Annotated in this window: 10 protein-coding genes; 3 read left to right on the top strand and 7 right to left on the bottom strand. The window is 63.2% G+C overall.

Going from position 1 to position 26209, the window contains the following annotated elements; all coding sequences use genetic code 11:
- Nucleotides 1–182 precede the first annotated feature (182 nt).
- Both DTP52_RS09835 and DTP52_RS09830 read left to right on the top strand, forming a co-directional pair.
- Nucleotides 183–875, top strand: a complete 693-nt coding sequence (locus DTP52_RS09835) for a type 1 glutamine amidotransferase domain-containing protein (RefSeq protein ID WP_109753177.1) — start codon at nucleotides 183–185, stop codon at nucleotides 873–875.
- Nucleotides 876–1434: 559 nt separating this feature from the next.
- Complete coding sequence (locus DTP52_RS09830; protein ID WP_109753176.1) at nucleotides 1435–3789, top strand: bifunctional diguanylate cyclase/phosphodiesterase; 2355 nt, start codon at nucleotides 1435–1437, stop codon at nucleotides 3787–3789.
- A gap of 34 nt (nucleotides 3790–3823) precedes the next feature.
- Here the strand turns inward: DTP52_RS09830 and DTP52_RS09825 are convergent, their stop codons facing one another.
- From DTP52_RS09825 to DTP52_RS09810, 4 genes are all read right to left on the bottom strand, one after another.
- Nucleotides 3824–4261: a substrate-binding domain-containing protein gene (locus DTP52_RS09825; RefSeq protein WP_109753175.1), complete on the bottom strand. Its 438-nt coding sequence runs from the start codon at nucleotides 4259–4261 to the stop codon at nucleotides 3824–3826.
- An 11-nt stretch (nucleotides 4262–4272) separates the two neighbouring features.
- Nucleotides 4273–5505 (bottom strand): porin, encoded by a 1233-nt coding sequence (locus DTP52_RS09820; protein ID WP_109753174.1) that lies wholly within the window; start codon nucleotides 5503–5505, stop codon nucleotides 4273–4275.
- A gap of 89 nt (nucleotides 5506–5594) precedes the next feature.
- A complete protein-coding gene (locus DTP52_RS09815) occupies nucleotides 5595–7457 on the bottom strand; it encodes an ATP-binding protein (protein ID WP_109753173.1) in 1863 nt (620 codons plus the stop codon).
- A 235-nt stretch (nucleotides 7458–7692) separates the two neighbouring features.
- Nucleotides 7693–9396, bottom strand: a complete 1704-nt coding sequence (locus DTP52_RS09810) for an ABC transporter ATP-binding protein/permease (protein ID WP_109753172.1) — start codon at nucleotides 9394–9396, stop codon at nucleotides 7693–7695.
- A 199-nt stretch (nucleotides 9397–9595) separates the two neighbouring features.
- On the opposite strand from DTP52_RS09810, the gene fhuF reads away from it, so the two are divergent.
- Complete coding sequence (fhuF, locus tag DTP52_RS09805; protein WP_109753171.1) at nucleotides 9596–10285, top strand: siderophore-iron reductase FhuF; 690 nt, start codon at nucleotides 9596–9598, stop codon at nucleotides 10283–10285.
- A 178-nt stretch (nucleotides 10286–10463) separates the two neighbouring features.
- On the opposite strand, the gene DTP52_RS09795 is transcribed toward fhuF, so the two are convergent.
- The 3 genes from DTP52_RS09795 to DTP52_RS09785 are packed head-to-tail and all read right to left on the bottom strand — an operon-like array spanning nucleotide 10464 to nucleotide 26153.
- Nucleotides 10464–12113 carry a cyclic peptide export ABC transporter gene (locus DTP52_RS09795; protein WP_109753169.1) on the bottom strand — a complete coding sequence of 550 codons (1650 nt, stop codon included), beginning with the start codon at nucleotides 12111–12113 and terminating at the stop codon, nucleotides 10464–10466.
- A 1-nt stretch (nucleotide 12114) separates the two neighbouring features.
- The gene (locus DTP52_RS09790; protein ID WP_109753168.1) at nucleotides 12115–15951 is read right to left on the bottom strand and encodes a non-ribosomal peptide synthetase; all 3837 of its coding nucleotides are present in this window, start codon (nucleotides 15949–15951) and stop codon (nucleotides 12115–12117) included.
- Complete coding sequence (locus DTP52_RS09785; RefSeq protein WP_109753383.1) at nucleotides 15948–26153, bottom strand: non-ribosomal peptide synthetase; 10206 nt, start codon at nucleotides 26151–26153, stop codon at nucleotides 15948–15950. Before DTP52_RS09785 ends, DTP52_RS09790 begins: the two co-directional genes overlap by 4 nt.
- Nucleotides 26154–26209: the final 56 nt, after the last annotated feature.

The raw sequence follows: 26209 nt of genomic DNA, 5'->3' as shown, positions 1-26209 counted from the left end.
AACTGGATGGCGTGCCGGCAAGCTCCCGAGGCTGGTAAAACGAGAGTCCCGGAAAGTTCATCGGGACCGGCCAGTTGGAAGGGGCATCGCGACGCCCACTGAACGTCTGCTCCCGGGCGACCTCTGAAAGTAGTGCAGGGTGGCGATCTCGCTGCCCGTCAACACTTGGAGGACAGGCTCATATGAACATTCTAATGGTCCTTACATCCCACGATCAGTTGGGCGATACCGGCAAGAAAACCGGGTTTTGGCTGGAAGAATTCGCTGCTCCCTATTACGTGTTTGTCGACGCCAAGGCAACCGTCACGCTTGCCTCTCCCAAGGGCGGACAGCCGCCGCTGGACCCCAAAAGCGATGAAGAGGACGCCCAGACTGAGGCTACACGCCGTTTTCGCAGCGATCCGAAGGCCCAAGCGGTACTGGCCAGTACGGTGCCGCTGGGTGAGATTGACCCCTACGACTTCGATGCGGTGTTTTACCCTGGAGGTCATGGGCCGCTCTGGGACCTGGCCGAGGACACGGATTCGAAGACCCTCATCGAAGCCTTTTATGCCGCGAATAAACCTGTGGCCGCCGTTTGCCATGCCCCTGGCGTGTTCAAGAACGTTCAAGCCCCGGATGGCCAGCCTGTGGTGAAAGGCAAGAAGGTGACCGGGTTCACCAACTCCGAGGAGGAGGCCGTGGGGTTGACGCACGTGGTGCCGTTTCTGGTGGAGGACATGCTCAAAGCCAAAGGCGGCGAGTATTCCAAGGCTGCCGACTGGGCGAGCTATGTGGTCGAGGATGGGCATTTGATCACGGGTCAGAATCCGGCTTCATCCGAAGCTGCTGCCAAAGCCCTGCTCAAGCGGCTGGTGCAGGAAGAGACGGCCTGAGGACACGCCGCTTGTCACTACTGTCATCTCTGACAGTAGTGAGGCGAGAGGCTTTCACCCTATATCTGTAGCCCCATCCTTACTTTAAAAGAGAAATGGATATGGCTACGCAAAGACAACTCACGTAGCTGGGGGTCTTGACCCGGGCTTTGGTCATGAGGGGAGGGCATTTTTCACGCTCGACCAAAGCCTCTTTGGCGGCTCATCGAAATTACTCAGTGATGGAAAAATTCTCACGGCGGGCGTCAATGCTTCAGCTTTCAAGGTTACGAAACCAAAAAATGGGCTGTGGCCATTCAACCCGACAATAAAATCCTGGCAGCAGGGGGCTCCTTGGGGGGAGCCTGATAACCGCCAACATCACATTGATGCGATTGCTTGAAAATAGCGCTCTGGCCCCTAGTAAGCCCTGGCCCTGACAGACGCAGTTTGTAGTCTATAGTTTTCACCAGACCCGGAATCCTTTCGTGTGGCCGACCAGGAGCAATTGACTCCTTGAGCCGTAACCGCGTCGGATTCCCGCAAGCCGTCAGCAGTGAAGCGATGCAGGGAGCACACCATGCCGGTCCAACGGTCGAATATACTGAGGTCGGCCACTGATATTGCCCATTCTGCAAACTCTGTTTCAGTTACCACGAACAGCCTGTTTCGGCGCGGGTTTGACCAAGCCAAAGAAATTTACATTTTATTTCCGCTGCTGGCGGTTTTCCTGTTGCTGAGCATCTGGGCGGCCACCTTGTACCTGATCAAGGTCGAACAGGTGCGCGCGCAGCAGAGCGCCGCCGCGGCGAGTGTGGAAATCGCGGCCACGTACGAAGCGCAAATTCTGCGGGCCGTGCGTGAAATCGATCAGACCCTCAAGCTCGTCAAATACACCTACGAGTCCGAAGGGGAACAAAACCCGCTGCCCAAACTCAAGGCGCGGGCGTTGTTGCCGCCGCCTTTCCTGTTTGACGTCAGCGTGGTTGATGCTGACGGCATGGTCGTCGCGAGTACGCAGCCGAGCGAGGCTGGAAGCAGGGTCGCTCAGGATGAGCTGCAAACGTTGAGGCGTGACAATGTATTGTCGATCAGTCGCCCCTGGAAAAATCCTGTAACGGGGGAATGGAAGCTGCGCTTCAGTCGGCGGCTCAATTCGGCGGACGGCGCGTTCTCCGGGATCGCGATGGTCGAAGTCGATGCGGCTTATTTCGTCAGTAGCTACGATGCCTCGAAACTCGGCAATCAGGGCACACTCGGGCTCCTCGGAACCGATGGCATCTTCCGGGTATGGCGCACCGGGGAGGTGGTATTGGCCGGTGACGCGGTCGACTACACGGCAGTGGTGCCGGACAATGAAACCACCGAGGCGGTGCTCGCGATCAATGGATGGGACGGCGTACGGCGCTACACCAGTGCCCGCCAACTCTACGATTATCCGCTGGCGATCATTGTCGGGTTATCCGAGGAGGAGCAACTGTCGGCGGTGAATCGACAAGCACACACCTATCTGTGGAGGGCGGCGGGAGCAAGCCTGTTGCTGGTATTGTTGGTGAGTCTGTTGAGCCGGATGAGCTGGCAACTGGTGCAAAGCCGTTTGCGAGCCGCCGAAGCGAAAATAGCCTACGCCGAACGCGTCGAGTACCTCGCTTATCACGACGGCTTGACGTCGCTGCCCAATCGCAGTCTGTTCAGTAAGATGTTGAGTCAGAGTATCAGCGAGGCAAGCCGTTATCATCGGCAACTGGCGGTGCTTTTCCTTGACCTCGACCGTTTCAAGCACATCAATGACACGCTTGGGCATGATGCCGGCGACCAGTTGCTGCAAGAAGTCGCACAGCGAATCACGGCCTGTCTGCGCGCCAGCGATACCGTCGCCCGACTGGGCGGCGACGAATTCGTGATATTGCTGCCAGAGCTGTCCGAGGACAAATACGTGGCGATCACCGCCCAGAAAGTCCTGTCCACCATTGCCCGGCCTTTTAACCTCCAGGACCATGAGTTCCGTGTGACCGCCAGTATCGGTATCAGTGTCTTTCCGCAGGATGGCCTGGATGAGCAGACACTCAAGAAAAATGCCGATATCGCGATGTATCAGGCCAAGCAACAAGGCAAGAACAATTTCCAATTCTATTCCGAGAAGCTGAACGCGGATTCACTGGAACGACTGACACTGGAACTGAGCTTGCGCCATGCCCTGGAGCGCCAGGAGTTCCAGCTGCACTATCAGGCCAAGCGAGATATTCGCAGCGGCCAGATCACCGGCATGGAAGCGCTCTTGCGCTGGGATCACCCCGACCTGGGCATCGTCGCGCCGATGCAGTTCATTCCGATTGCCGAAGAGACCGGTTTAATCGTGCCGATCGGCAAATGGGTACTCAAGACCGCTTGCCTGCAAAACGTTGCCTGGCAACAACAAGGCCTGCCGCATTTGGGGATGGCCGTGAACCTGACTGCGCGCCAGTTCGCCGATGAGAATTTACTCACGGACCTCGCTGCGATACTGGCTGAAACCGGTATGGAGGCCAGTCTGCTGGAGCTCGAAATCGCCGAAAGCCTGCTCATGCAGGATGTCAAAAGAGCGTTGAGTGTGTTGACCGGACTTAAGCACCTGAGGATCCGGATCGCCATTGATGATTTCGGTATCGGCTATTCTTCGCTCTCTGCCCTCAAGCAATTTCCGCTCGACTCCATCAAGATCGATCGCTCATTCATCTGTGATGTCACCAGTGTGTCGGAAGACAAAGCCTTGACCGAGGCCATTATCGCAATGGGTAGAACCCTCAGTTTGACCGTGGTTGCCCAAGGTGTGGAAACCAAGGAACAGGCCGATTTCCTACGGGAAAATGCCTGCGACGAATTTCAGGGTTTTTACTTTAACCGGCCGGTGCCCGCCGATCAGTTCACGATGTTGCTACAAGCACAGCCGGGATAGGCAAGAGGCTCGACAGCTTGAGCCACGATGATGCTCATTGCGCCTCGATCGGCAGTGCCCTGACGCTGCCGTCCACCTCCCGAGCGTCGATATAGCCAATGGTGTCGGGATTCTCGGCAACACGTTTCTTGACTTCTGCGCTGCTTGAAACCGCCTGCGGCGGTTGGCCCCGACCGGTAAAGATGATCTTTGACCAATGGGCCTTGAGCTGGGACGCGGACTTGCCGGTGAACGTTGTGTAGAACTCATCTCGGGTCGGTGAGTCTTCTGTCTGGTCAATGGGAGTCGCCTGTCCACCGCCGGGAAAACGACTGGTCTTGCCCAGAAAAATATCCGCCACCTGATTGCGCGCGAGCGTCTTCACTGGGCTCGACGTAGCGACGACCACCACCACGTCGGCCTTGACGGCAGCGCTGGCGGCGCACAGGGCGAGCCCCGCCACAGCGATTCCGATGCGTCTCACAACCCACATGGCCTGCTCCATCAGAAGACAAAATCAACAGCTAGGCTGATGACGTTGAGCGAGCCCCCCGACGTGAAGTCCGGTTGGGGATTGATCAACGGACCGACCGAGTTGCCCTTGAAGCGTGTGTGATCGAATTGCACTTTGGCGTCCATGTTCTTGGTGAAGTCCCAGCGCACGCCAAGGGATAGGGTCTGCTGCCCTTCGTTCGAGCCCAGGACGGTGTTGAGGGCACCGTTGAGCTCGGCGGCAGTGCCCGCCAGGACCGGTGGCAAGGCCGATAGTGTCAGGCCCGGGCTGGAGACTTCTGTTTCGGTCTTGGAGCGCGCGTAGGTGACATAGGGGGTGAACGCTTCGATGCGGTACCCGCCGCTGATGTACCAGGCGCTGGTCCTGCCCAGGCCGGAGCGGCTGTCGAGACGGCCCCATTCACTCATGACGAACCAGTCGCCCGGATCGTAGCTGGCGCCCACGCCGAAAAAGTCGACGGGGGTGTCATCGGAGTCGTAGCGATCGGCGATGGCGATGCCTTCCGGACCGAACTCCCTGAACGTATCGAAGAGCGAGTTGAACTGCTCCAGGGTCAAGTCGGCTTTCATGTAGGTGATGCGCGCGGTGAGGGCGTCGAGCTCGGTGGTGTTGGTGATCCCCCAGAAATTTCTCGTCAGCGCCTTGCCGGCCCCGTCGGGCTGGCGGCTGTCGGTCTGGCCGTAGTGAGCCTGCACGGTGTTGGTGATTTCATCGACACGAAACCGGTAGCTGCCATCGATGCCGTCGCTGCTGGAGATCGGCATCAAGCTGTAGACCTCCATGGGCGCCCGCACCCAGGGCAGGGTGTAGCCCACTTTGCGCGTGTCGGACACCAGGAACGTCGGCAGCACGGTACGGCCAATGCGGGCGTTGAAATCCGGTGTGAACTGGTACTTGATGTTGGCCCACTCGACGAAGGGCCGGTAGCTGTTGTCGTAACGCTGCTCGGAAATGACCTGCACCACGGCCGAAAGCTGCGGGGTGACGGTGGCGGTCAGTTGGGCACCGATCAGGCTGTCGACGTCGGCGCTCCAGTTGCGCGAATGCCCTGCGCCATTGGGCTTGAAGATACTGGAGGTGAAATCGGCTCTTTTCTCGCTGGAATGGACGATCCCCACCGTGCCGAAACTGCTCAGCGAGAACATATCGGCCGCGTCAGCACTGGCGCCGCTGGCGTACAGCGTCACGACTACCAGGGCCATTGCGTTGGGCTTGTTCACCATGGGCTCAAGGTGACCTCGTTGCGTGGATGACCATTAGTCTGTTCCTTGAAACGTTGGCTGAAACTGCGCACTACCACGCAGCGAAGCGTCTAGATCGTCAATTTGAGCGTAAAGGTCGCCCCTGTTCCCGGGCCATCGCTATGGGCCTCCAGCGAACCGCCCATTTCCATGGCTGCCAGGGCGCAGCTGTGCAGACCAAAGCCATGGCCGTCCTTGCGCGTGGTAAAGCCATGGGCAAAGATCCGTGTCAGGTTCTCGGGCGCGATGCCTTCGCCGTTGTCGATGACCTTGATCACCAGGGTGTCTTCTTGGGGGATCTCGCTCTGGAGGATGATTTGAGGGGCAGACTCCGGCCGGTCATCCATGGCCCTGCTGGCGTTCTTTATCAGGTTGATCAGGATCAGCAGCACCCGGTGCTTGTCCAGTTGCAGCAAGGGTGTTTCGGTCAGGTTGCGCACCACGGTGATTCGATGCGCCGCGATGATGCCGGCGTTCATGCGCAGGGCATCCTCGATCAGTTCCTTTATCTGCACGGTTTCGGCAAGGCTGGAGGTGCCTGCATATGATTGCTGGGCGGCGACGATCTCCTTGATGTGATCAACGCTTTTGCTCAGTTGGCCGAGTTCTTCGGTCATGCTCTGTTGTTCGAGCGCCAGCGCGTCCACCAGTTGGTTCAGGTAGCTGGGCAGAAGCTTGCCTTTTTCGTCGTGGGAGATGAAATCCCCAAGGTCCTCGGCATGCTCGTTCATCATTTGTACCGCCTTGCCAAGCCCCAAGGCCTTGCTGGTGCGCAGCTTGCGGGTGACCAGGTCGGCGGAGATATTCACGCTATTGAGTACATTACCTACGTTGTGCAGGACGTTGGTGGCGATTTCGGCCATGCCGGCCTGGCGTGCGGCCGCGGCCAGTTGAGTCTGGGCTTCGGCGGCGCGCAAACGGCTTTGTGCCAGTTGCCAGCTCATCCGGGCGAGCAAGCCCACCAACAGCACCAGTACCAGGCTGCCGCCCGCGGCGCGCCAGAGATAGGTTCGCGCTTGCTGGTTCACCGCGGCCAATTGTTCCTCCTCGGACAACCCCACGATCACCGCCAGCGGCAAGTCATAGAGCTGACGGGCACTGGTGTAGCGCCGCACCCCGTCCCAGCCATTGACCGAGAGCACCGCCTCGGTGTTTTCAGTGTCCGGCACCACGGCGGTGTAATCGACCGTATCACCGGCCAGTACCGTTTCCCCGGTGCGCCGCACGCGAAAGATGCCGTCGGTGCCCAGGAGTCCGAGCGCACCCTGGTCGCCGAGTTTCGAGGCGTCGTAGCTGCTGACGAAATAGGCGGCATCGACCTCGACCCTGGCGATCCCGGAAAGCCCGCCATCCGCCGCGTTGAGTCGCCGGCTGAAGCGCAAGCGCCATTCTCCGGTGACAGGGCTTTTCCATGGGTGACTGATGGACAGTGAGTCGCTGTGCCGCAGCGTTTGCTGCTCATCCGGGTCAGCGATGTTTTCCCGGTCGTTGACCCGGCTGCTTGCCACGAGCCTGCCGTCCGGATTGACCACGCTGACGTCAAACACCAAGGCCGGCGGCAGCAAGGCTCGTTCCTGGAGGCGGCGCAGGGGATTAGGCTCACCCTCGGCTTCGTAGGTGTACTTGACCAGCTTGAGGGTTTGATCGATTTCGTGAATGGCGCGCAACATTTGCGCTTCGTAGGTGGCGCCCATCTCCAGGCTTGCCGTCGCCGCGCTCTGCTGTGCGCGGATATGTTCGACCTTGATCAGATACAGTGTCGCGATCCAGATGGCCAGCAACAGAAGCGCAGCCAGCAACGGGAACAGAATGTAGGCTTCCTTGGCCTGGTCGAAGCCGCGCCGAAACACGCCGGATTCGGTAGCGCCATCGGCCTGCGCGCGATGGACAGTGCCAGGGGCCAACCTCAGTGTCTCAGGCCGCTGGATCGGCATGATGTGCTCCCTGCATTGTTCACTACCGAAGGCTGGTGGGCCCGACACGGTTACGGCTCGAGGGGGTGTTGCTCCTGAGGGCCCGAGCGAAATCTTGGATCTGTCAGCAACTATAGACCACAAACTCTGCATGCCAATGTGCGAAGAGGGTTTCGATTGACTGGGGCACGGAGGATTTTGTGGCGAGGGGATAAATCCCCTCGCCACAAGAGGTTCAGCGTTTGTCCTGGCGGACTCACACTGCTTGCTTGACCCTTCGATGCACCCACTGCGCCTCGTCCCGCAATTCAAGGACTTGCCAATGGAAGTGCTCCAGGGAGGCGCTGTGCCCGACGCTGATCAGGATCGTGTCCGGCAGCGTCTGCTTGAGCAACTGATAGCAGCGCGCTTCGTTTGCCGCATCCAGCGCCGAGCTGCTTTCGTCGAGAAACAGCACTGTGGGACGGGCCAGCAGGGCCCTGACGAACGCACAGCGTTGCTGTTCGCCGACGCTGAGGGTTTGCGCCCAGTCCCGTTCCTCTTCCAACTGTTCGGCCAGGTGTTGCAGGCCGACTTGCTCCATGATCTGGCGCAGCGCGCCATCCTCTTCGCGGCGGGGTGGGTTGGGGTACCAGAGTGCTTCGCGCAGGCTGCCCAACGGCAGGTAGGGTTTCTGCGAAAGTGTCAGGGCCCGCTCACGGTCGTAGCCGCTTGAGCCGCGAGCGTGATGCCAAAGCCCGGTAATCGTGCGGATCAGTGTCGATTTGCCGTAGCCGGACGGCGCACTGATCATCAGGCTGTCACCGGGCTTGAGGGAAAGGTTGAAGCCTTTGAACAATGGCCGACCGTTCGGTAGCCAGATGTCCAGGTCCTTGATGTCGAGGCCGCTGGCCTGCTGTTCGAGCCTGACCTGGGACTTGACCTCGACGTTGTCCAGGCGCTCCTGGAAGCCAACCAGCCGGTCGATCACCGATTTCCATTCCGACAGCTCCGGGAACACGCTCACCAGGTAGGCGATGGCCGCGTGTATTTCGCCAAAGGCCGCGCTTATCTGTGTCAGACGGCCGAGGGGAAAGGCGCCGGCAAAGAACTGTGGCGCCATGATGAACATCGGGATGACCGTCGCGCTGCGCAAGTAGAAGGTCGAGTAGCCCATGATCAGCTTCTGTTTCTTCACCAGCGCCCAGAAGTTCTCCAGCGCTGCCTCCAGGCGTTGGTTGAAGCGTTCGTTCTCCACGACTTCGCCCCGGTATTGCGCCACCGAATCAGCGTTCTCCCGCAGGCGGATGAGCGAGAAACGAAAGTCCGCTTCACGCCGCTGCTGCATGAAATTGAGGCTGGGCAGCGCGCGACCCAGCCAGAAGGCCAGGCCGGTGCCCAGTAGCGCATACAGCAGGGCGATCCACACCAGCAGTCCCGGAATGACCACCGACTGGTCGTTGAACGGCACGCTGACGAGGCTGGAAGCCTGCCAGAGGATATGCAGGAAGGAAAACAGCGACACCACCGACGTCAACAACCCGAGGCTCAACTTGAGCGACTTGACGATAAACAGGTCGATGTCCTCGGCAATCCGTTGGTCGGGGTTGTCGACGTCGGTCTCGGTCAGCTTCAGCTTCTGGTAGCGCTGGCTGCCCAGCCATTGATCGAGCATGTTGCGGGTCGCCCAGCGCCGCCAGCGGATGGTCAGCTTCTGCTGGAAGTGGAATGCGCCCACGGTAAAGGCGGCCATGCCGATCTGCAGGAGGATGAACTGCAGGCTGCCCACGATGAAACCGTGGTAGTCCAGGGCCTGCAAGGCGTTATAGAAATGCAGGTTCCAGAAGTTGGTGAGGATATTGACGCCGACCAGGCACAGGGTCATCGCCACGGTGGCGAACAGCAGCAACAGGGCCGGGTATTTCTCCTCGGATGCCCAGAAAGGCCGCGCGAGACGCCAGAAATTGCGAAGTGTGTGCATGTGGTCTTGGTGAGCCTGGTCGCTAACGACGTTGAGTTTGCAGGGGAGGGAGGATAGGATCAGCCAATGCTAATCGTTTGCATTAATTAGGGAAAGCCACGGGAGCCCCGTTATCGAATTTCCAGAATGGCTTCACCAGGCCTGGCCGCCGATACAGCGGGTCATCCGGCAGGAACCTGGCGATCAGCCTTGCATCGCGTTGAGCCAGCTTGCCGACCCTGCGGTACTGCAACCCTTGCTGATCCGGTTTGCCTTGCGTTACCCGGGGGTGAACCGCGCCGCCGTGGTTTCACAGTGGTCGATGAACTACATGAGCATTGTCCTGCCGGCCACCTTGGCCTGTGTGCTGACGCGTGGTTGCGCGATCGAGTTCTGGGGCGAGGACGCTGTGCTGTTGCACGACGACGGCCAGCCTTCGGCGTTGGGCCTGGCCGCCGGGCTGTCGGCCTTGGGTGCGGATGGCCGGGCAGTGTATTGGTCTCGGTTGGTCCACGAGCACCTGGCGCCGTTGTTCGGCACCCTGGCCGCTGCCGGTGGCCTGGCTCCGAAGATACTGTGGGGCAACTTCGTCGCCATCTGGGACGGGGCGTTCGCCAGGATGGACCCCGACCTGTCCAGGGACGGCTTCGCCGAGGCACACCAGTGGCTGGAACCGGTCACGGTCAACAACGGACGCTTGAAGTTGCGCGGCCTGCAACGCATGGTCGAATCACCGGCACCGCAGATTTGCCCATGCCTGCCCTTGCGCCGGCATTGTTGCCTGCATTACCAACTGCACGAACCGGTCGAAGGCCAACCGCCGGTACTTTGCGAATCCTGCCCCAAGCTGCACCGCCTGCCGCTGGCAGAGCAGGTGAGCTATCTGCATTACATCTATGAGGAGGGTTGAGCGCGAGTTCAATCCTTACCCCCCTTGGTTTTTCTGGCACAGCAAGTCCCTGTGGGAGCGAGCCTGCTCGCGATAGCGGCGGGTCAGCTGGCATCAATGCTGAATATGCCGACGCCATTGCGAGCAAGCTCGCCCCCACATTTGGGCTGGGGGTTGCCCTGGAATTGTGGGCGCATTCTCAGGTGGACAGCATTTCAGCCAGGCGCGGCGCATCAGCCTGCGGAGCGACTTCGCTGAGCTTGCCATGTTCGATGCGGATCAGCCGGTCGGCCAGGCCGAAGTAGGCGTCGTCGTGGGAAATCACGATCAGTAATCTGCCGCGCTCGCGCAGGTCCGGCAGGATCCGGGTGTAGAAAAAGTGCTTGAACACCGGGTCCTGGTCGGCGGCCCATTCGTCGAACAGATAGCAGGGGCGATCATCCAGGTACGCACTGAGCAGCGCCAGGCGCTTGCGTTGCCCGGTGGACAACGCCAGCGTCGTCAGTTTGCCTTCCTCGATTTTTACCTTGTGGTCCAACTGCAAGTGCACCAGATAGTCCTGGGCCTGTTTCACCAGGTGCGGGTCATCGCCATCGAACAGGTTCTCGAACAGGCAGAAGTCGGTGAAGATCGCCGAGAAGTGCTGCCGGTAATGGTGGTTGTCGTTGCTCGAGGACACTTGCTCGTCGAGCATGATGTCGCCGCTTTCCGGCCGGTACAGCCCGGTCAGCAGCAAGGCCAGGGTGGTCTTGCCGCTGCCATTGCCACCGGTGATGAACACCACTTCGCCGGCATTGAGGGTCAGGTCGATGGGCCCCAGGGTGAAATGCCCGTCCTCGCGCTCGCGGTAATAGGTGTGGGTGACCTGGCGGCACACCAGGCTGCGAACCTGGGTCGGCGAGATCGTGTCGATGCTCTCGTCAGCGGTCTGCATCTGGCCTTCCAGGGCGCGGATCTTGTTCAGGGCCACGCTGGCCCGGCCGAGGGTCGGCAAGGCGTGCATCAGTTCCGACAGCGGCGTGATCATGTAAAGAATCGCCAGGATATAGCCGGTGACCAGGCTCGCGCTCAGGTCGATGAAATGCGGTGCGGCGAACAGCACCACGCCGATCAGCAGGTAGAACACCGCGTTACCCCAGTTCAGCACGAGGGCGTAGATGCTCATGCCGCGTACGAAGTCGCGACGGTATTGCTGGCTCACCGGTATCAGCAGGCGGGTGAAGAAATGTTGCCGGCGTGGATGGTTGAGTTGCAGTTCCTTGCTGCCATCTGTGAGCAGGCGGTATTGATTGAACAACTGGTCCTTGAGCTCGCGGGCACGGGAGATCGAGGTCAGTGCTCGGCGTTGCGGCCAGTGGAAACTCAGACTGCCCAGGGCGATCAGCAGCAGCGTCAGGCCCAGCAGTGGCAGGCTGAGCCAGCCCAGGTAGCCGAGGCACGCGGCGATGATCCCGACATTGACCAGCAGGATCGGCACCAATTCCACCGCCTGGCTGATGGTTTGCGTATCGTCGGTGAGCATCGCCAGCAGGCGATGCTTGCCCAGGCGCTGCAATTGCGCGTAGGACGTATCGATCAGCTTGGCGCTCAGGTGCAGGCGCATGTCGTTGACCGCGGCCTGGCCCAGGCGCAGCAGGCTGATGTCGGAGATGATCCGCGACACCGCGACCAACACCACCAGGCCGGCGAAGAGCAGGCCATCCACCGGGCGCAGCTTATCGAACACCTCCAGGCTGTGGTTGATGTTGGCGATCAGGCCGGCCGCCGCGAGGCCGCAGGTCAGCCCCGTCAGGGTCGCCACCAGCAGTGCCCGCCATGAGCGTTTAGCCATGAGTAACAACAGATCCATTTCAAACCGCTCCGTGTGTAGCAATGGCCGTGAGGCGCGCCGCCAATTGTTCATGCAAGGCGCGTTGCTCAAGGATGGTGAGGTGTTGCGCCGAGATGACCTCGCGGGTCAATGGCCCACTGCTCAGGCCTTCCCAATGCGGGTCGGCGAAGTCGGCCTGGGCCAGGGTGTCGCTGGCCCACCAGACATGCACCGGGCAGCTTAGCCGGGCAGGCTTGAAGGTCGCCAGCAGATGCTGCGTATGCTGCTGGTAGCGCAGCCGCGTTTGCAAATGCTCCCAACTGTCGCCATCGAGTTGCAGGCCTTGTTGCCGGGCCCACTGGACCAGTTCCGGCAGGCGTGCCGCTGGGGGCAGGGCGTCCAGTCGCTCCAGCAATGCGGCCATGATCGGCGCCGGCAACTGACGCAACACGGCCTGGCTGTCCGGCGTCAGTGCTTGGGAGGCCGATTCCAGCAGCGCTTCGACACTGTCTTGCGGCGCTTGATGCTGGTACTGCGAGTCGATGATACCGAGGAACGCCACTTCCTCGCCCTGGCTTTCCAGGCGCGCGGCCGCGGCAATCGCGAGCAGGCCGCCGAGAGAGAAGCCCAGCAGGTGATAAGGCCCTTGCGGTTGCTGCTGGCGCAGGTGCTCGACATAAAGCGCACCGAGGCTCTCGATATCACCGCCCAGCGTTGTGCTGTCGTCGGTCAGGTAGGCGGCCTGCAAGCCCCACAGGTGCCAATCCGAAAGCGGCGCCAGCAGCGTGCGGTAGTCCTGCACGTGGCCGGTGGAGGGGTGGAAGCAGAACAGGTTGGCGGCTTCGACAGTGTTGGGCGCCGACAACCGCACCAGCGGCGAGAGCTTCAGCTCGGCCTGCACCAGCGCCGCAAACGCCGAGACGCTCGGGGCGTTGAACACGGCATTGACCGTTACCGGGGCCGACAGCGCGGTTTGCAAGCGACTGGCAAGCGTCACCGCCGCCAGGGAATGGCCGCCCAGCTCGAAGAAATCATCGTCGATGCCCACCCGCTCCAGGCCCAACACCTGTGCCCAGACCTCGGCGAGCAGCGCTTCCAGCGGCGTGCGCGGCAAGGCACTGCCAACCGTGTCGAGGACTTTGTCGGCCCATTGCTGCAAGGTCTTGCGGTCGAGTTTGCCGTTGCCCATCAGCGGCAAGGCTTCGACGATCCGCAGGGTGGGCAGCATGTAGTCCGGCAAGCAATCCTGGGCCTGGCCATGCAGCCTGGCGACCGTGGTCGAATGCCCGGGCGCCAGGGTCATGAAGGCGAACAGTTGCTGGCCGAGTTCGCCACGGGGAATGCATTCCACGGCGGCCTGGGCCACACCGGGAAGAGCGGTCAGTTGTGCCTGGATCTCATCGAGCTCTACGCGGAACCCACGGATTTTCACCTGGCGGTCGGCGCGCCCAGTGATTTCCAGGCTGCCGTCATGGCGATAGCGGGCCATGTCGCCAGTGCGATAGAGGCGTTCGCCAGGCAGTTGCGCCAGCTCGATGAAACGCCCGGCGTTTTGTTGCGCGTCCAGGTAACCGCGAGCCAGTTGTGGACCGGCGATATACAGCTCGGCGCTTTGCCCGGGGGCGGCCAGCGCTTGCTGCTCGTCGAGCAGGTACAGACGCATGCCGTCGAGGCGGTCGCTGAGGGGCAGGCGGCGATAATCCGTGGCCGGCTCGGCTTTGTGCATCACCACGCCAACGGTGGTTTCGGTCGGGCCGTAATGGTTGAAGACCGCCAGGGCCGGCGCGAGGCTGCGAATGCTTTGCAGCAGGCGCCGCGAGCAGCTTTCGCCGCCGAGGATCAATTGCTTGCGCGGCAGCACCGCAGCGCTTTGGGCATGAATCAACCAGGCGTCGAGCAACGACGGCACGATTTTCAAGTGATCGATCGGGTACTTCGCCTGCCAGGCTGTCCAGGCCTGGGCGTCCATGGCCGTTTCCTTGTTCAGCAGGTGCAATTCGCCGCCGCTGAGCAGTGCCGGGAACAGCAACGTGTAACCCAGGTCGGCCGCCAGCGAAGTGACCACCGCACTGCGTTCGCCGGCGGCCAGCGCCAGGCGCCGGGACACGCTGGTGACATAACTGGCGAGCTGGCGATGCTCGACGATGACGCCTTTGGGCGTGCCGGTGCTGCCGGAGGTGAACAGCACGTAGGCCGCGTCCTGGGCTTGGATCTCGACGTCGATTGCCGTGGCAGGTGCTTGCTGCCAGGTCGCTTCATCCCGCAGGTCGAGGCTGCCGATGTCGGGCAACGCCGGGGCACTGCCGGCCGAACCGCTGAGGACGAAGGCGGGCTGTGCCTGTTGCAGGATGGCCAGGGTGCGTTGCGCCGGCTGATGCACGTCCAGGGGGACGAACGCCGCGCCGCTCTTGAGCACGGCGAGCATGGCCAGGACCATCTGTGCCGAGCGATCCAGGTACAACGCCACGCGATCTTCACGACCCACACCCTGGGCGCGCAGGTAATGCGCCAGTTGGTTGCTGCGCGCCTGTAACTGGGCGTAACTCAGTTGCCCGTTGTGGTCGCGCAGGGCCAGGTGCTCGGGGAACTGCGCGGCACACGCATCGAAGCTCGCCGGCACACTGGCAAACGCCAGCGTCGCAGCGTCGAGTGGCGCCTGCAGGGCGGCGAGCGTCGCGGTGAAGCTCGGCGCCTGCACTGACAGCTCGGCCAGGGGCTTGCCGGGGTTGGCGAGGGCATCGAGCAGCAGCGACTGGAACTGCTCCAGCAGGACCCAGGCGGCTTGCTCGCTGTAGCGGCCCGGCAGGTGGCAAAGGTTCAGGCGATAGTCGCCAGCGATAGTTTCGGCTACCAGCAGCAGCTCCATGCCCGCCGGGATGGCTTGGGCGTCCAGCACCGTGAGTGTCGATGCCAGGCTGCCCAAGGTGTCGAGCCGATCGGGCAGATGCCCGGCCCACTGGAAACCGTACTGCGCGGCGTCGGCTGGCGGTGTCGTGCTGACAGCGCAGTATTCCTGCCATTCCGTGGCTTGCTCACAGAGTACCTGCAGGTTTGCCAGGGCCTGAGCAAACGCGCTGTCCGCCGCCGGTTGCCAGCGCAGGGGCAGGGGCTTGGCGAACAATCCCCAGCAGTCGGCGAGCTCTTCGTAGTCGTCGCGGCAATCGTGGACCCAGTTCAAGGTCAGGGCCGGGCTGTCGCCGCTGCTCAGGCGCTGCAACAGCACGCCCCAGGCCGCCATCAGCACCTGCTCGGGCGTTGCGTCGTGACGCTGGCAAAAGCTGTCCAGGGCTGTGCTCAACTGCGGATTGGCGCTCAGGCGCGTGGTCACCGGGGCGTCGGGTCGGTCGCTGCGTACCTGGCGGTAGAGCAGTTCGCTGGCAGCCGGCTCATCGAGGGCCTGGCTGGCCCAGAAGCGCCGGCCAGGCTCGGCGTCTTCATCGGCCTGCAATTCGTAGAGCCAGGCGCTGTACTGGGTATAGGTCATGGCCTCGTCATCCAGCGATGGCGCATCCGTCGAGGCCAATGCCTGTGCCAAGCGCAGCAAGGTCCCGCGATCCGCGCTCAGTGCCGGCAGTTGCAGCGTCACCCGGTGCCGATCATCGCTGATCGATTGCACCTCGACGCCGATGGCGTCCGCTGCCGTGACGGTGGATTCAACCACCTGCAACGGCATCAGCAAGCCCGGCTCGGGCCGCACCCGCAGGCGCAGGGCCTCGTGGCATGCGCTCAGGGCTACGAGTCGCTGCTGCAGGCGTTCCAGGGCCAACGGGCCTTTGATTTCCAGTTCCAGGCGCACCGCTGGCAACCCCGCCAACCACTGGCTGCGTTGTTGCGGTGAGAGGGCGAAGGCTTCTTCACGTTTTTCAAAAGCGCTCATGCCTGCACCTCCACAACCGGCGACGGCTGTACTTCAGGCAGCAGCCCGGTCAATTGCTCACGGCGCATCATCTGGCCCATGGCGACACAGATCTTGCGCTCGCCCTCGAAGGGGTCCCGGGCGTGAGCCACCAGCATATTGTCCAGCATCACCATGTCACCCTTTTGCCAACTGAAACGTACCGCGCAGCCCTCATAGGCCTCGCCGATCACCTGCATCACCGCGTCCTCGATCACGCTGCCGTCGCCGTAGTAGACGTTGCGTGGCAGGTGTCCGGGGCCGAACAGGCTGATCAGGTTGCTGCGCACCTCCGGTTCCAGGCAGGCAGTGTGGTGCAGTTGCACCTGGTTGAAGAACGACAGTTCCCCAGTCTCGGGATGCGCGACGATGGCCGGGCAGTGCTGGGCGATCCGCAGGTTGTCGGCCCCCAGCCATTCCCAACGCATACCCGACGCCAGGCATTGGCGTTCGACTTCCTCGCGCTGTTCGGTCTTGAAGAAGTCCTGCCAGCGCACATCCAGCTTGTCGGTGAAGTGCCGCACGTAGAGCAGCCCTTGGGTCTTGAGACGGGCGACGATGTCTTCCGGCAAACGTGCCAACACTTGCCGGCAATCGACGATGGGCGTGCAGCCGCCACGGGGTGCCGGCGTTTCGCAATAGAACCATTGCTTGCGCGGCCACTGCGGCAGATGGGAGCTCTCGTTGTGGAAGAGAATCATGTGCTGTTCCGGGTACGGCGTGGAGTGGTAGATGTTCTTGCCGGAAGTGTTTTTCGGCAGGTCGCCGTAGGTCCCGTAGAGGTCGGGCTCGATGGCCTGGGCGAACTGCTCGAAGGCGGCGGCATCCGGCAGGTTGAAACCTCGGAACAGCAGGCCGCCGTGGGTCAGCAGCTGTGCGTTGATCCATTCCCGGGCTTGCAGCGCCCAGTGCACAGGGTCCAGGTCGCCGAGCATCGGCTCGATCACCAACGGCAAGGCTTGCCCGGCATCGAGGGTGCGGGTCCGGACCTGCTCGTGGGCCACCTGGCTCACGGCGGTTGCACGGGTCTGCTTGAGCTTGCTCAGTTTCGACTGCTTGCGTGCGCTGCGAGCCGTAGCCTCGTCCAGCGCTGAATCAGGCTGGGATGGCGCACTGGCGTTGCCGCCCTCCAGGCGCCACGACCACTGGTCCAGCGCCTGCGCCGGGGCCGCGACGATCTGCTCCAGCAGGTGCTCGAAGCCTTGCTCGAGACGCTGAATAGTCTGTTCCTGCAACACGCTGGTGCGATACACCCAGCGCACGTTCAAGCCTTGTTCTTCGTCTTCTTCGACGAACACGGCGAGGTCGAACTTGCTGCTTTCCTGACGCGATACCAGATGTTCCACCTCAAGGTCCGGAAGGCTGGCATTGCCGCTGGGCGTGTTCTGCATGACGAACAGCACCTGCACCAGCGGGTTGACCCCCGGTGTACGCGGCGGCTGCAATTCCTCCACCAGTTTGTCGAACGGTACTTGCTGATGCTGGAATGCCGACAGGCAATCCTCGCGCAAGCGTTGCAGACGGGCATCGAAGGTTTCGCCCTCGCTCAGGCGAGCACGGATCGGCAGCACGTTGACGAAGAACCCGATGAGGTGTTCCAGGGCTGGGTGTTCGCGGTTGGCCAGGTCGGTTCCGACGATAAAGTCGTTGGCCCCGGTGGCCCGCTGCAACAGGCTGTTGAAGGCATTGAGCAGTACCATGAACAGCGTCGCCCGTTGCTCTTGCGCATAGGCCTTGAGCACTTGCGTCTGGGCCGCGGTGAAGCGTTGTTCAAGGGCCGCGCCCTGGTAGTCGGGGCGCGCCGGGCGTGGCAGATCAAGCGGCAGCGGGATCAAGGTGGGCGCGCCGTCGAGCTGGCGGCGCCAGTAGTCGATGGCCCGTGCCAGCAGGCGCTGTTGCGCTTCGCTGCGTTGCCAGTAGGCGTAGTCGGCGAACTGGATCGGCAACGTCGGCAGCACCGGTGTCGAGCCGCTGGTGCGGGCCTGGTACCCGACGATCAGCTCTTGCATCAGGATGCCCATGGACCAGGCGTCGGTGGCGATGTGATGCAGCACCAGTTGCAGCACATGATCATCGCTGCCCAGGCGCAGCAGGTTGGCGCGCAACATCGGCGCCTGTTGCAGATCGAACGGGCGTGCGGCTTGTTCATTGATCAAGCGTTGCAAGGTTTGTCCCTGTTCCGCGCTGTCGAGGTGGCTCAGCTCGGTCGGCGTCAAGTCAACCAGCGGTGCCGGGCTGATGACCTGGCACGGTTGGTCGCCGTGGAGGTGGAACGCGGTGCGCAAGGATTCATGGCGTTCGAAGACCGCCTGCAAGGCCCCTTGCAGCGCCGCGATGTCCAGCGCGCCGCGCAGCCTGACGGTGGTGGTCATGTTGTAGGCGGCGCTCGGGCCTTCGAAGCGATCCAGGAACCACAACCGTTGTTGGCTGTAGGACAGCGGCAACGGTTGGTCGCGCGGCGCCAGGGCCATCTCGGTGTCGCCGTCGGCCTCGGTCTGGGCATCGCGCTGCTGATCCACCGCTTCGGCCAGTTGTTCGAGGGTGCCACGCTCGAACAGCGTGCGCAGCGGCAGGTTCACGTTCAACCGTCGACGGATCCGCGACAACACCTGGGTGGCCAGCAGCGAATGACCGCCGATGGCGAAGAAGTCGTCGTGCACACCGACCTCGTCCAGGCCAAGGATTTCCTGCCAGAGTTCGGCGAGCACTTTCTCGGTTGGCGTGCGCGGTGCCATGCCTTGCGCCTGTGCCGTCTCGTCCTGGGGTAAACCCAGGGCGGCGAGGGCGCGACGGTCGACCTTGCCATTGGCGTTCAGTGGCAATTGCGCCAGGGCCAGCCAGCGGGCCGGGACCATGTAGCTTGCCAGTTGCTGGCCCAGGTAAGCGCTCAAGACCTGTTGGGCAGACTCGTTGCCCAGGTCGGCCGCTTCGTCGAGCACATACCAGGCCACCAGTTGCAAGGCACCGCGGGCGTCGGGCAGCGCCAGTACCGCCGCGCTGTCCACCGCCGGGTGTTGCATCAGGCGGTTTTCGATTTCGCCCAGCTCGATGCGGTGACCGCGGATCTTCACTTGCTGGTCGCGACGGCCGAGGTATTCGATCACGCCATCGGCACGCATGCGGCCGATATCACCGCTGCGATACAGGCGCGCATCGGCCTGGAACGGATGCGGGACGAAGGCTTCGCGGGTGCGTTGCGGGTCGCGCAGGTAACCGCGACCGACGCCGACACCGCCGATGCACAGCTCACCGGGTACGCCGATGGGAACCAGGCGCAGTTCTGAGTCGAGGACGAACACCTGGTTATTGGCGGTCGGCTTGCCGATGGGCATGTGCAGGCAGTCGTCGCCCGGGGCTTCGGTGATGGGGTAGAAGGCAACGTCGTCCGAGCATTCGGCCGGACCGTAGGCGTTCATCAACGCGATGGCCGGGAAGCGGGCGAACCAGTCCCGGGCCAGGGCCGGCGGCAACGCCTCCCCGGTGGGCAGCAGCCAGCGCAGGCTCGCCAGGGTGTGATGGGGCTGGCTTTCCTGGAGCATGCCGCGAATCAGTGCCGGCACGGTTTCCAGCAGCGTCAGCCGCTGCTCCTCGACCGCATCGAGCAGGGCCACCGGGTCGTGGGCCTGGGCATCGGGAAGAATGTGCACGGTGGCGCCGAACAGCGGCGCGGCGAGGAACTGCCAGACGCTGATATCGAACGCCGGCGAAGCCGTCTGGGCAATGCGGTCGTGCTCACCCAGGCCCAGGCTCGGGACCTTGCCGAACATGTTGTTGAGCATCCCTCGCTGTTCGACCATGACGCCTTTTGGCGTGCCGGTGGAACCCGAGGTGAAGATCACATAGGCCAGTTGATCAGGGTTGTGGACGTAGCTGACTGGCGGCTGTTCACGGCCTTGCCAGAGCGCCTGGGCGATCAGGCAGGTGGGTTGCTTGTGCAGCTGCGGCAGGACGTTGTCCAGCGTCGACGTCGCGTGCTCGCACACCAGCAACAGCGGCGCTTCACCGAGGTCCAGCAGCTCCGCCAGGCGTGCGTGGGGCTGTTGGATGTCCAGGGCCTGGAACGCGGCGCCGACCTTGAGCGTGGCGATCATCATCGTCAGCAAGGCCAGGCCCCGCTCGGCGAACAGCGCCACCAGGGTTTCCGGGCCGGCACCGGCGGCTTGCAACGTGTGGGCGATGGCGTTGGCGCGGCGGTCCAGTTCGGCGTAAGTCAGCGATTGTCCCTGGCATACGGCGGCCAGGTGTTGCGGGCGGCTGCGCACTTGCTCGGCGAACAGCGCCGCATAACCGCGTTCCAGCGGGAAATCGACGGCGCTGCGGTTGCAGTCGATCTGCAACTGCCGACGTTCCGCCTCGGGCAGCATGTGCAGGCTGCCCAGGGGCGCCTGGGGCGTTTCCAGCATGCCCGAAAGCAGCTGCACCAAATGCCCGAGCATGCGCTGCACGGTATCAGTGCTGAAGCGCTGGCTGTCGTAGGACAGGCGAATGCCCAGGCGGTCGCCGGGGTACAACACCACCGTCATCGGGAAGTTGGTGTGCACCCGGTCTTCGTAGATGTCGATGCTGAAGGCATCCAGTTGCACGCTGCTGATGTCCAGCGGCGCGTTCTCGAACACCACCAGGCTGTCGAACAGCTGCTGGCCGCGCGGCACCTGGCTGCAACGCTGGATGTCCACCAGCGAGGCACTTTCGTGTTCGCGCAGCTGTGCGTTGTGGGACAGCAGCGCCTGCAGCCAATCGGCCACTGGCGCTTCGGGGTCGACATCGATGCGCAGGGGCAAGCTGTTGATGAACAGGCCGACCATTTCCTCTACACCGGCGAGGTCCGTCGGGCGGCCGGCGACGGTCACGCCGAACAGCACATCGCGATTGCCGCTGTAGCGCGACAGCAACAGCGCCCAGGCACCCTGGATCCACGTGTTGGGGGTCAGTTGGTATTGCTGGCAGAGCTGCTGCAGACGCTGGGTCTGGGCGATGCTCAGGGTCTGGTCGAAGTCACCCACCTGTTCCGGTGCCTGCTCCGGACGGGCCACGGGGCTGTCCACATGCAACGGCGTCGGCTCGCTGAAACCGGCCATCTCGGCCTGCCAGAACGCGTGTGCGGCGGCCATGTCATGGCGTTCCAGCCAGCTCATGTAGCCGCGGAACGAGCGCAGGCGCGGACGGGCCACCGGCTCCTGGCGGACGATGGCCTGGTAGATCGCCAGCAGATCTTCCATCAGCAGGCCGAAGCACCAGGCGTCAGTCAGGATGTGATGGAAGCTGCGCACCACGGCGAAGCGTCGCTCATCGAGTTGGAACACCCGCAGGTGGGTCAATGGCGCGCAGGCCATGTCGAAACCTTGCAGGCGCTGTGCTTCGAGGGCCTGGTCCATCGCCAGGCGCTGCTGCTCCTCGTCGAGATGGCGCAGGTCCTGCCAGTCGAACGCTTGGTGAGTCTGGCGATACACGCATTGCAGCGGCTCGTGGTCGTCCTGCCACCAGAACGCGGTGCGCATCATTGGATGGCGCTGGAGGAACAGCTGCCATGCGGCTTCCATCGCCGGGCGTTGCAATACCCCGTCCCAGCTGTAGCGCTGTTGCATCAGGTAGATGCCGCTGTGGGGTTGCAACAGGGTGTGCAGGAGCATGCCCTGTTGCATCGACGACAACGGGTAAACGTCTTCGATGTTCAACCAGTCCAGCGGTTCGGCCGCCAGGGTCGCCGCTTGCTTGTGGCACAGCGGGAACGCTTGGCTGGCAGGCCGCAGGTCGGTTGCGCTAGCGAGCCCGGCGAGGTCGTTCAGGCGTTGGGCCAGGCGCGGTGCCCAGTCGGCGGCGAGGGCGCCCTGGCTGCGCAGGTACAGGCAATCGTCCTGCCACCAGGCGTCCAGGGTCAGCGGGCAAGTCGACGTCGGCGATGGGCTTGCGGCCTCGACCTGGGCCAGGATGCCGCGTTCTTCGCGGTGGCTGTCGAGGTTGCCCAGCCAACGAATGGCGACCGCTGCCGCCGGCAGCTCGCGCAGCGGTTCTTGCAGGTAGGTATTGTCCGACAGGTAGCGCAGGGCACCGTAGTCGACGCCGTGCTGCGGATAGGCGCGCATCTGCGTGGCCAGTGCCTGCAAGCGTTGCAGCAGGCTGTCGCCTGCGGGCTGGAGGAAGTACGGCACCGCCAATTCCAGAGGCCCCACGATGCGCGCCGGGTCGAGGTCGGCGACGGCAATCGGCGCAGTGACCGGCAAGCGTTCGGCGTTCGGACGGGCGCCGTGCACGCTCAGCGCGACCAGGCCATCGCCGCACAGCTCACGGCATTGTTCGGCCACGGCCGCGGCCAACAGGCTGTGCCAGTCCAGTTGCAGCACCTCGCCCAGGCGCTTGAGCTCGCCCGAGGTGGTGGCCGGCAGGGCCTGCTCGATCATGCTGGCCGGCTGTTGGCCGGCAGGCAGTTGCAGCGGTTCCAGGCCAGCGTATTGCAGCCAGTGCTCCCAGGCGTCATCCAGGGCGTCGCCCTGGGCATGGGCCTGCTGGTGCCGCGTCCATTGGGTGAAATCGCCACCGGTGTAGGACAGGCGCACCGGGCGTTGATAGCGCAACTGCGCCAGGGCCAGGTTGAGGTCCGTCAGCAGCAGCGACCAGGACGCTTCGTCCAGGCACAGCGGATGAGCGGCCAGCAGCAGGGAATACTTGCCGTCCACTTCCAGCAGGCTGGCGTGCAGGGTTTGGCCTGCATCCAAGTCCAGTCCATCGACACCGGCCTGGGCCAGGGCTTGCAGTTGCGCCGGGGCCCAGGTTGCAAGTTTTTCGATGGTGATGACCGGGGCCTTGGCCGCGACCAGTACCCGTTGCTGCCACTCGCCCTCCGGCAGGGCCTTGAGCGCCAGGCGCAGGGCCTGATGGTGTTGCTGCAAGGCGACGATAGCCTGGGTCAGCAGTTCGCTGTCGATGGCCTGGGTCAGCGCCACGCAACGCCAAGTCGCGTGCAGCGGTCCTTGTTGCAGGCGCGCCAGTTGCCCGGCGGCCAGCGGCAGGTCATAGCCATCGGCAATGGCTTGCGCGACGCCTTGGTTGGCATCGGCGCCCAGCACCCGGGCGATGTCGGCAATGGTGCGGTTCTCGAAGAGCTGACGCGGGGTGAGTTTCAGCCCCTGCTGGTTGGCGCGGGCGATGATCTGCAAGTTGATGATCGAGTCGCCGCCCAGGGCGAAGAAGTTGTCATGCACGCCGACACGTTCAAGCTTCAGGACCTCCTGCCAGATAGCGGCCAACTGCGCTTCGACCTCATTGCGCGGGGCCACGTGGGTGGCGCTGTCGTCCGTGGGTTTTTGCGGCAGCGGCAAGCGCTGTACATCGACCTTGCCGTTGCGGGTCAGGGGCAGTTCGTCGAGGGTGATGAAGTGCGCCGGCACCATGTAGTCCGGCACTCGCGCAGCGAGGTCGTTACGCAGTTTCGTGGCGGACAGCGATTGGCTGGCGACCAGGTAGGCCACCAGGCGCAGGCTGCCGTCCAGTTCCACGGCACGGACCAGCGCCTGTTCGATCAGTGGCGACAGGCGCTTGAGCTGCGCCTCGACTTCGCCCAGCTCCAGGCGGTTGCCACGGATCTTGACCTGGCTGTCGACCCGGCCGAGGAATGCCAATTGACCGTCCACTTGCCAGCGCACGCGGTCGCCGGTGCGGTACCAGCGTTGCTGATCGGCGTCGAGGTGGAAGCGTTCGGCGGTCAGGTCCGGGCGGTGCAGGTAGCCTCGGGCCAGGGCGCCATTGATCAGCAGCTCACCGGATACACCGGTGGGCACCAGGCGACCCTTGGCATCCACCACTTGCAGTTGGCGGTTGGGCAGCGGGCGGCCGAGGGCAATGCTGCGCAGGCCGGCGGGCAGCTCGGTGGCAATCGCCCCGACCGTCGCTTCGCTCGGCCCATAGTGGTTGAACACTCGCAGCCCGGGGGCCAGGCGGTTGATCTGCTCCAACAGCGCCGGGCTGAGGGCGTCGCCACCGAAGACCAGCAGGGCGCGAGGCAGCAGGCGGGCATCGGGCAGCGCCTGCAACAGGCCGGCCAGGTGGCTTGGGGTGATCTTCAGCACATCCACTGGGTGTTGGTCGAAGAGTTCGGCCAGTGCCAGGGGGCTGAAACCGCTGTCTTCATCCACCAGCAACAGGCTGGCGCCGCTGCACAGGGCACCGAACAGTTGGGTGTGGCCCAGGTCGGCGGCGATGCTGGACAGCAAGCCGTAGCGGGCCGCCAGCGGTGGGTTGAGCACCGCGTGCACCGCCGTCAGGTAATCGACGATGGACTGGTGCTCGACCACTACACCCTTGGGAGTGCCGGTGGAGCCCGAGGTGTAGATCACATAGGCGGCGTCAGTCGGGCTGTGGGCCACGGCCGGTGGCGTGTCTGGCTGGGAGGCGATGGCGTCGGCCTGTTCCGCCAGCCACAGCGTCGGCGTGTGCTCGGCCAGGCCTTTGAGCAGGGGCGAGGCGGCGGCGCCGATCAGCAGTGCGGCGCGGCTGTCCACCAGCACGTCGGCCAGGCGTCCGGCGGGTTGCTTGAGGTCCAGCGGCAGATAGGCGGCGCCGGCCTTGAGGGTGGCCAGCAGGGCAACCACGAACTCGGCGCTGCGTTCCAGGGCCAGGGCCACGACGCTGTCGTGGCCGATGCCTTGGGTACGCAAATACTGGCTGAGGCGGTTGGCCTGCTGGTCCAGTTCCCGGTAGGTCAGGGCGACCTGGCGGTCCTGGACTGCCAATTGTTCCGGGTGCGCGGCCACCTGTTGTTCGAAGCGTTGGTGCAGGCAGGCAGCGGGCACCGGCAGTTGCACGCCGCGACCCTGCACGAGCAGTTGTTGGCGTTCTTCAGGGCTCAGCCACTCCAGCTCGCTGACCCGGCACTGCGCTTGTGCCGTCATGGCCAACAGGATGGCGCGCAATTGTGCCGACAGCACCGCGACCTCGGCATCGCTGAAGCGACTGCGGTCGTAGCTGATCAGGTAGTGCAGTTGTTTGTCCGGCACCACGATCAGCGACAGCGGGAAGTGGTTGCGGCCTTGGGTGTGGGTAATGCCGTCGACCTGCTGGTCGTTGCTCGGGGCACTGAAGCTCAAGCCACCGGTGTCCTGGTTGAGCGCATCGGTGACCGGGAAGTTCTCGAACACCAGGATCGAGTCGAACAGCGCCTGTTCCGCGGCGATGCGGGTCATTGACTTGAGCTTGCCCAGCGGCAGGTAGGCGTGGTGGCGCACATCGCTGTTGGCTTGCTGCAAGCGTTGCAGCCAGTCCACCAGCGTCGGTTCGTCAGCCCATTGCACGCGCAGCGGCAAGGTGTTGATGAACAGGCCGACGGTGCTGTCCACCGCCGCCAGGTTCTCCGGACGGCCGGCGACGGTGACGCCATAGACCACGTCGTCACGCCCGGCATGTTGGCCCAGCAGCAATGCCCAGGCGCCCTGGATCAGCGTGTTGAGGGTCAGGTCATGCTGGCGGGCGAAGTGCGCCAGTTGCTCGGTTTCGCTGGCCGTCAGCAGGCTTTCCCGTTCGGCGAACGGTGCCCCTGCCGGGGCTGGCTGGCGTACGGCGAAGGTGGGCAGTGGGGTCGGCTCACTCACGTCCTGCAACTGCTCGCGCCAGAAGCCTTCGGTGGCGGCCATGTCCTGTTCCGCCAGCCAGGCGATGTAGTCCCGGTAAGGACGGGTCGGTGCCAGGTTGGCAGGGCGGCCATGGGCTTGTTCGTAGTACAGCGCCAGCCACTCCTGGACGGCGATGCCGACGCTCCAGCCGTCCATGAGAATGTGATGGAAGGTCCAGATCAGGTGCCAGCGCTCGGGGGCCAGGCGTACCAGGCACACGCGCATCAGCGGCGAGTCATTGAGCTCCAGGGGTTGCGCCCGTTGTTCCAGCGCCAACTGTTCCAGCGCGGCCTGGGGCTCGGCGCGGTCCTGCCAGTCCAGTTCGGTCAGGGGCAATGGCACTTCCTGTTGCACCACCTGATAGGCATCGTCCAGTTCTTCCCAGAGAAAAGCACTGCGCAGCACCGCATGGCGCTGCATCAACGCCTGCCAGGCGCCGCGAAACGCGCTCAGTTGCAGCGGGCCGTTCATGTCCAGGCTCAATTGCTGGTAATAGACCCGCGAATCCGGTTCATAGACGCTGTGGAACAACAGGCCGTGCTGGGTCGGCGAAAGGGAGTAGATGTCTTCGATGTTGTTCATGCTTGCTTGGTCCATTTCAAAGTCTTGAAAACTCAAGTGAGTCGATCAAGGCGCCG

Source organism: Pseudomonas sp. 43mfcvi1.1, from assembly GCF_900115935.1.
GTDB lineage: Bacteria > Pseudomonadota > Gammaproteobacteria > Pseudomonadales > Pseudomonadaceae > Aquipseudomonas > Aquipseudomonas bijieensis.
This window is presented reverse-complemented; position numbering and strand designations above follow the sequence as displayed.

Coding starts and splice junctions, on each gene's coding strand:
- DTP52_RS09810 (WP_109753172.1), bottom strand. CDS start 9,396: ATGCACACACTTCGCAATTTCTGGCGTCTCGCGCGGCCTTTCTGGGCA.
- DTP52_RS09835 (WP_109753177.1), top strand. CDS start 183: ATGAACATTCTAATGGTCCTTACATCCCACGATCAGTTGGGCGATACC.
- DTP52_RS09820 (WP_109753174.1), bottom strand. CDS start 5,505: ATGGTGAACAAGCCCAACGCAATGGCCCTGGTAGTCGTGACGCTGTAC.
- DTP52_RS09790 (WP_109753168.1), bottom strand. CDS start 15,951: ATGAGCGCTTTTGAAAAACGTGAAGAAGCCTTCGCCCTCTCACCGCAA.
- DTP52_RS09795 (WP_109753169.1), bottom strand. CDS start 12,113: ATGGATCTGTTGTTACTCATGGCTAAACGCTCATGGCGGGCACTGCTG.
- DTP52_RS09785 (WP_109753383.1), bottom strand. CDS start 26,153: ATGAACAACATCGAAGACATCTACTCCCTTTCGCCGACCCAGCACGGC.
- DTP52_RS09830 (WP_109753176.1), top strand. CDS start 1,435: ATGCCGGTCCAACGGTCGAATATACTGAGGTCGGCCACTGATATTGCC.
- DTP52_RS09825 (WP_109753175.1), bottom strand. CDS start 4,261: ATGTGGGTTGTGAGACGCATCGGAATCGCTGTGGCGGGGCTCGCCCTG.
- DTP52_RS09815 (WP_109753173.1), bottom strand. CDS start 7,457: ATGCCGATCCAGCGGCCTGAGACACTGAGGTTGGCCCCTGGCACTGTC.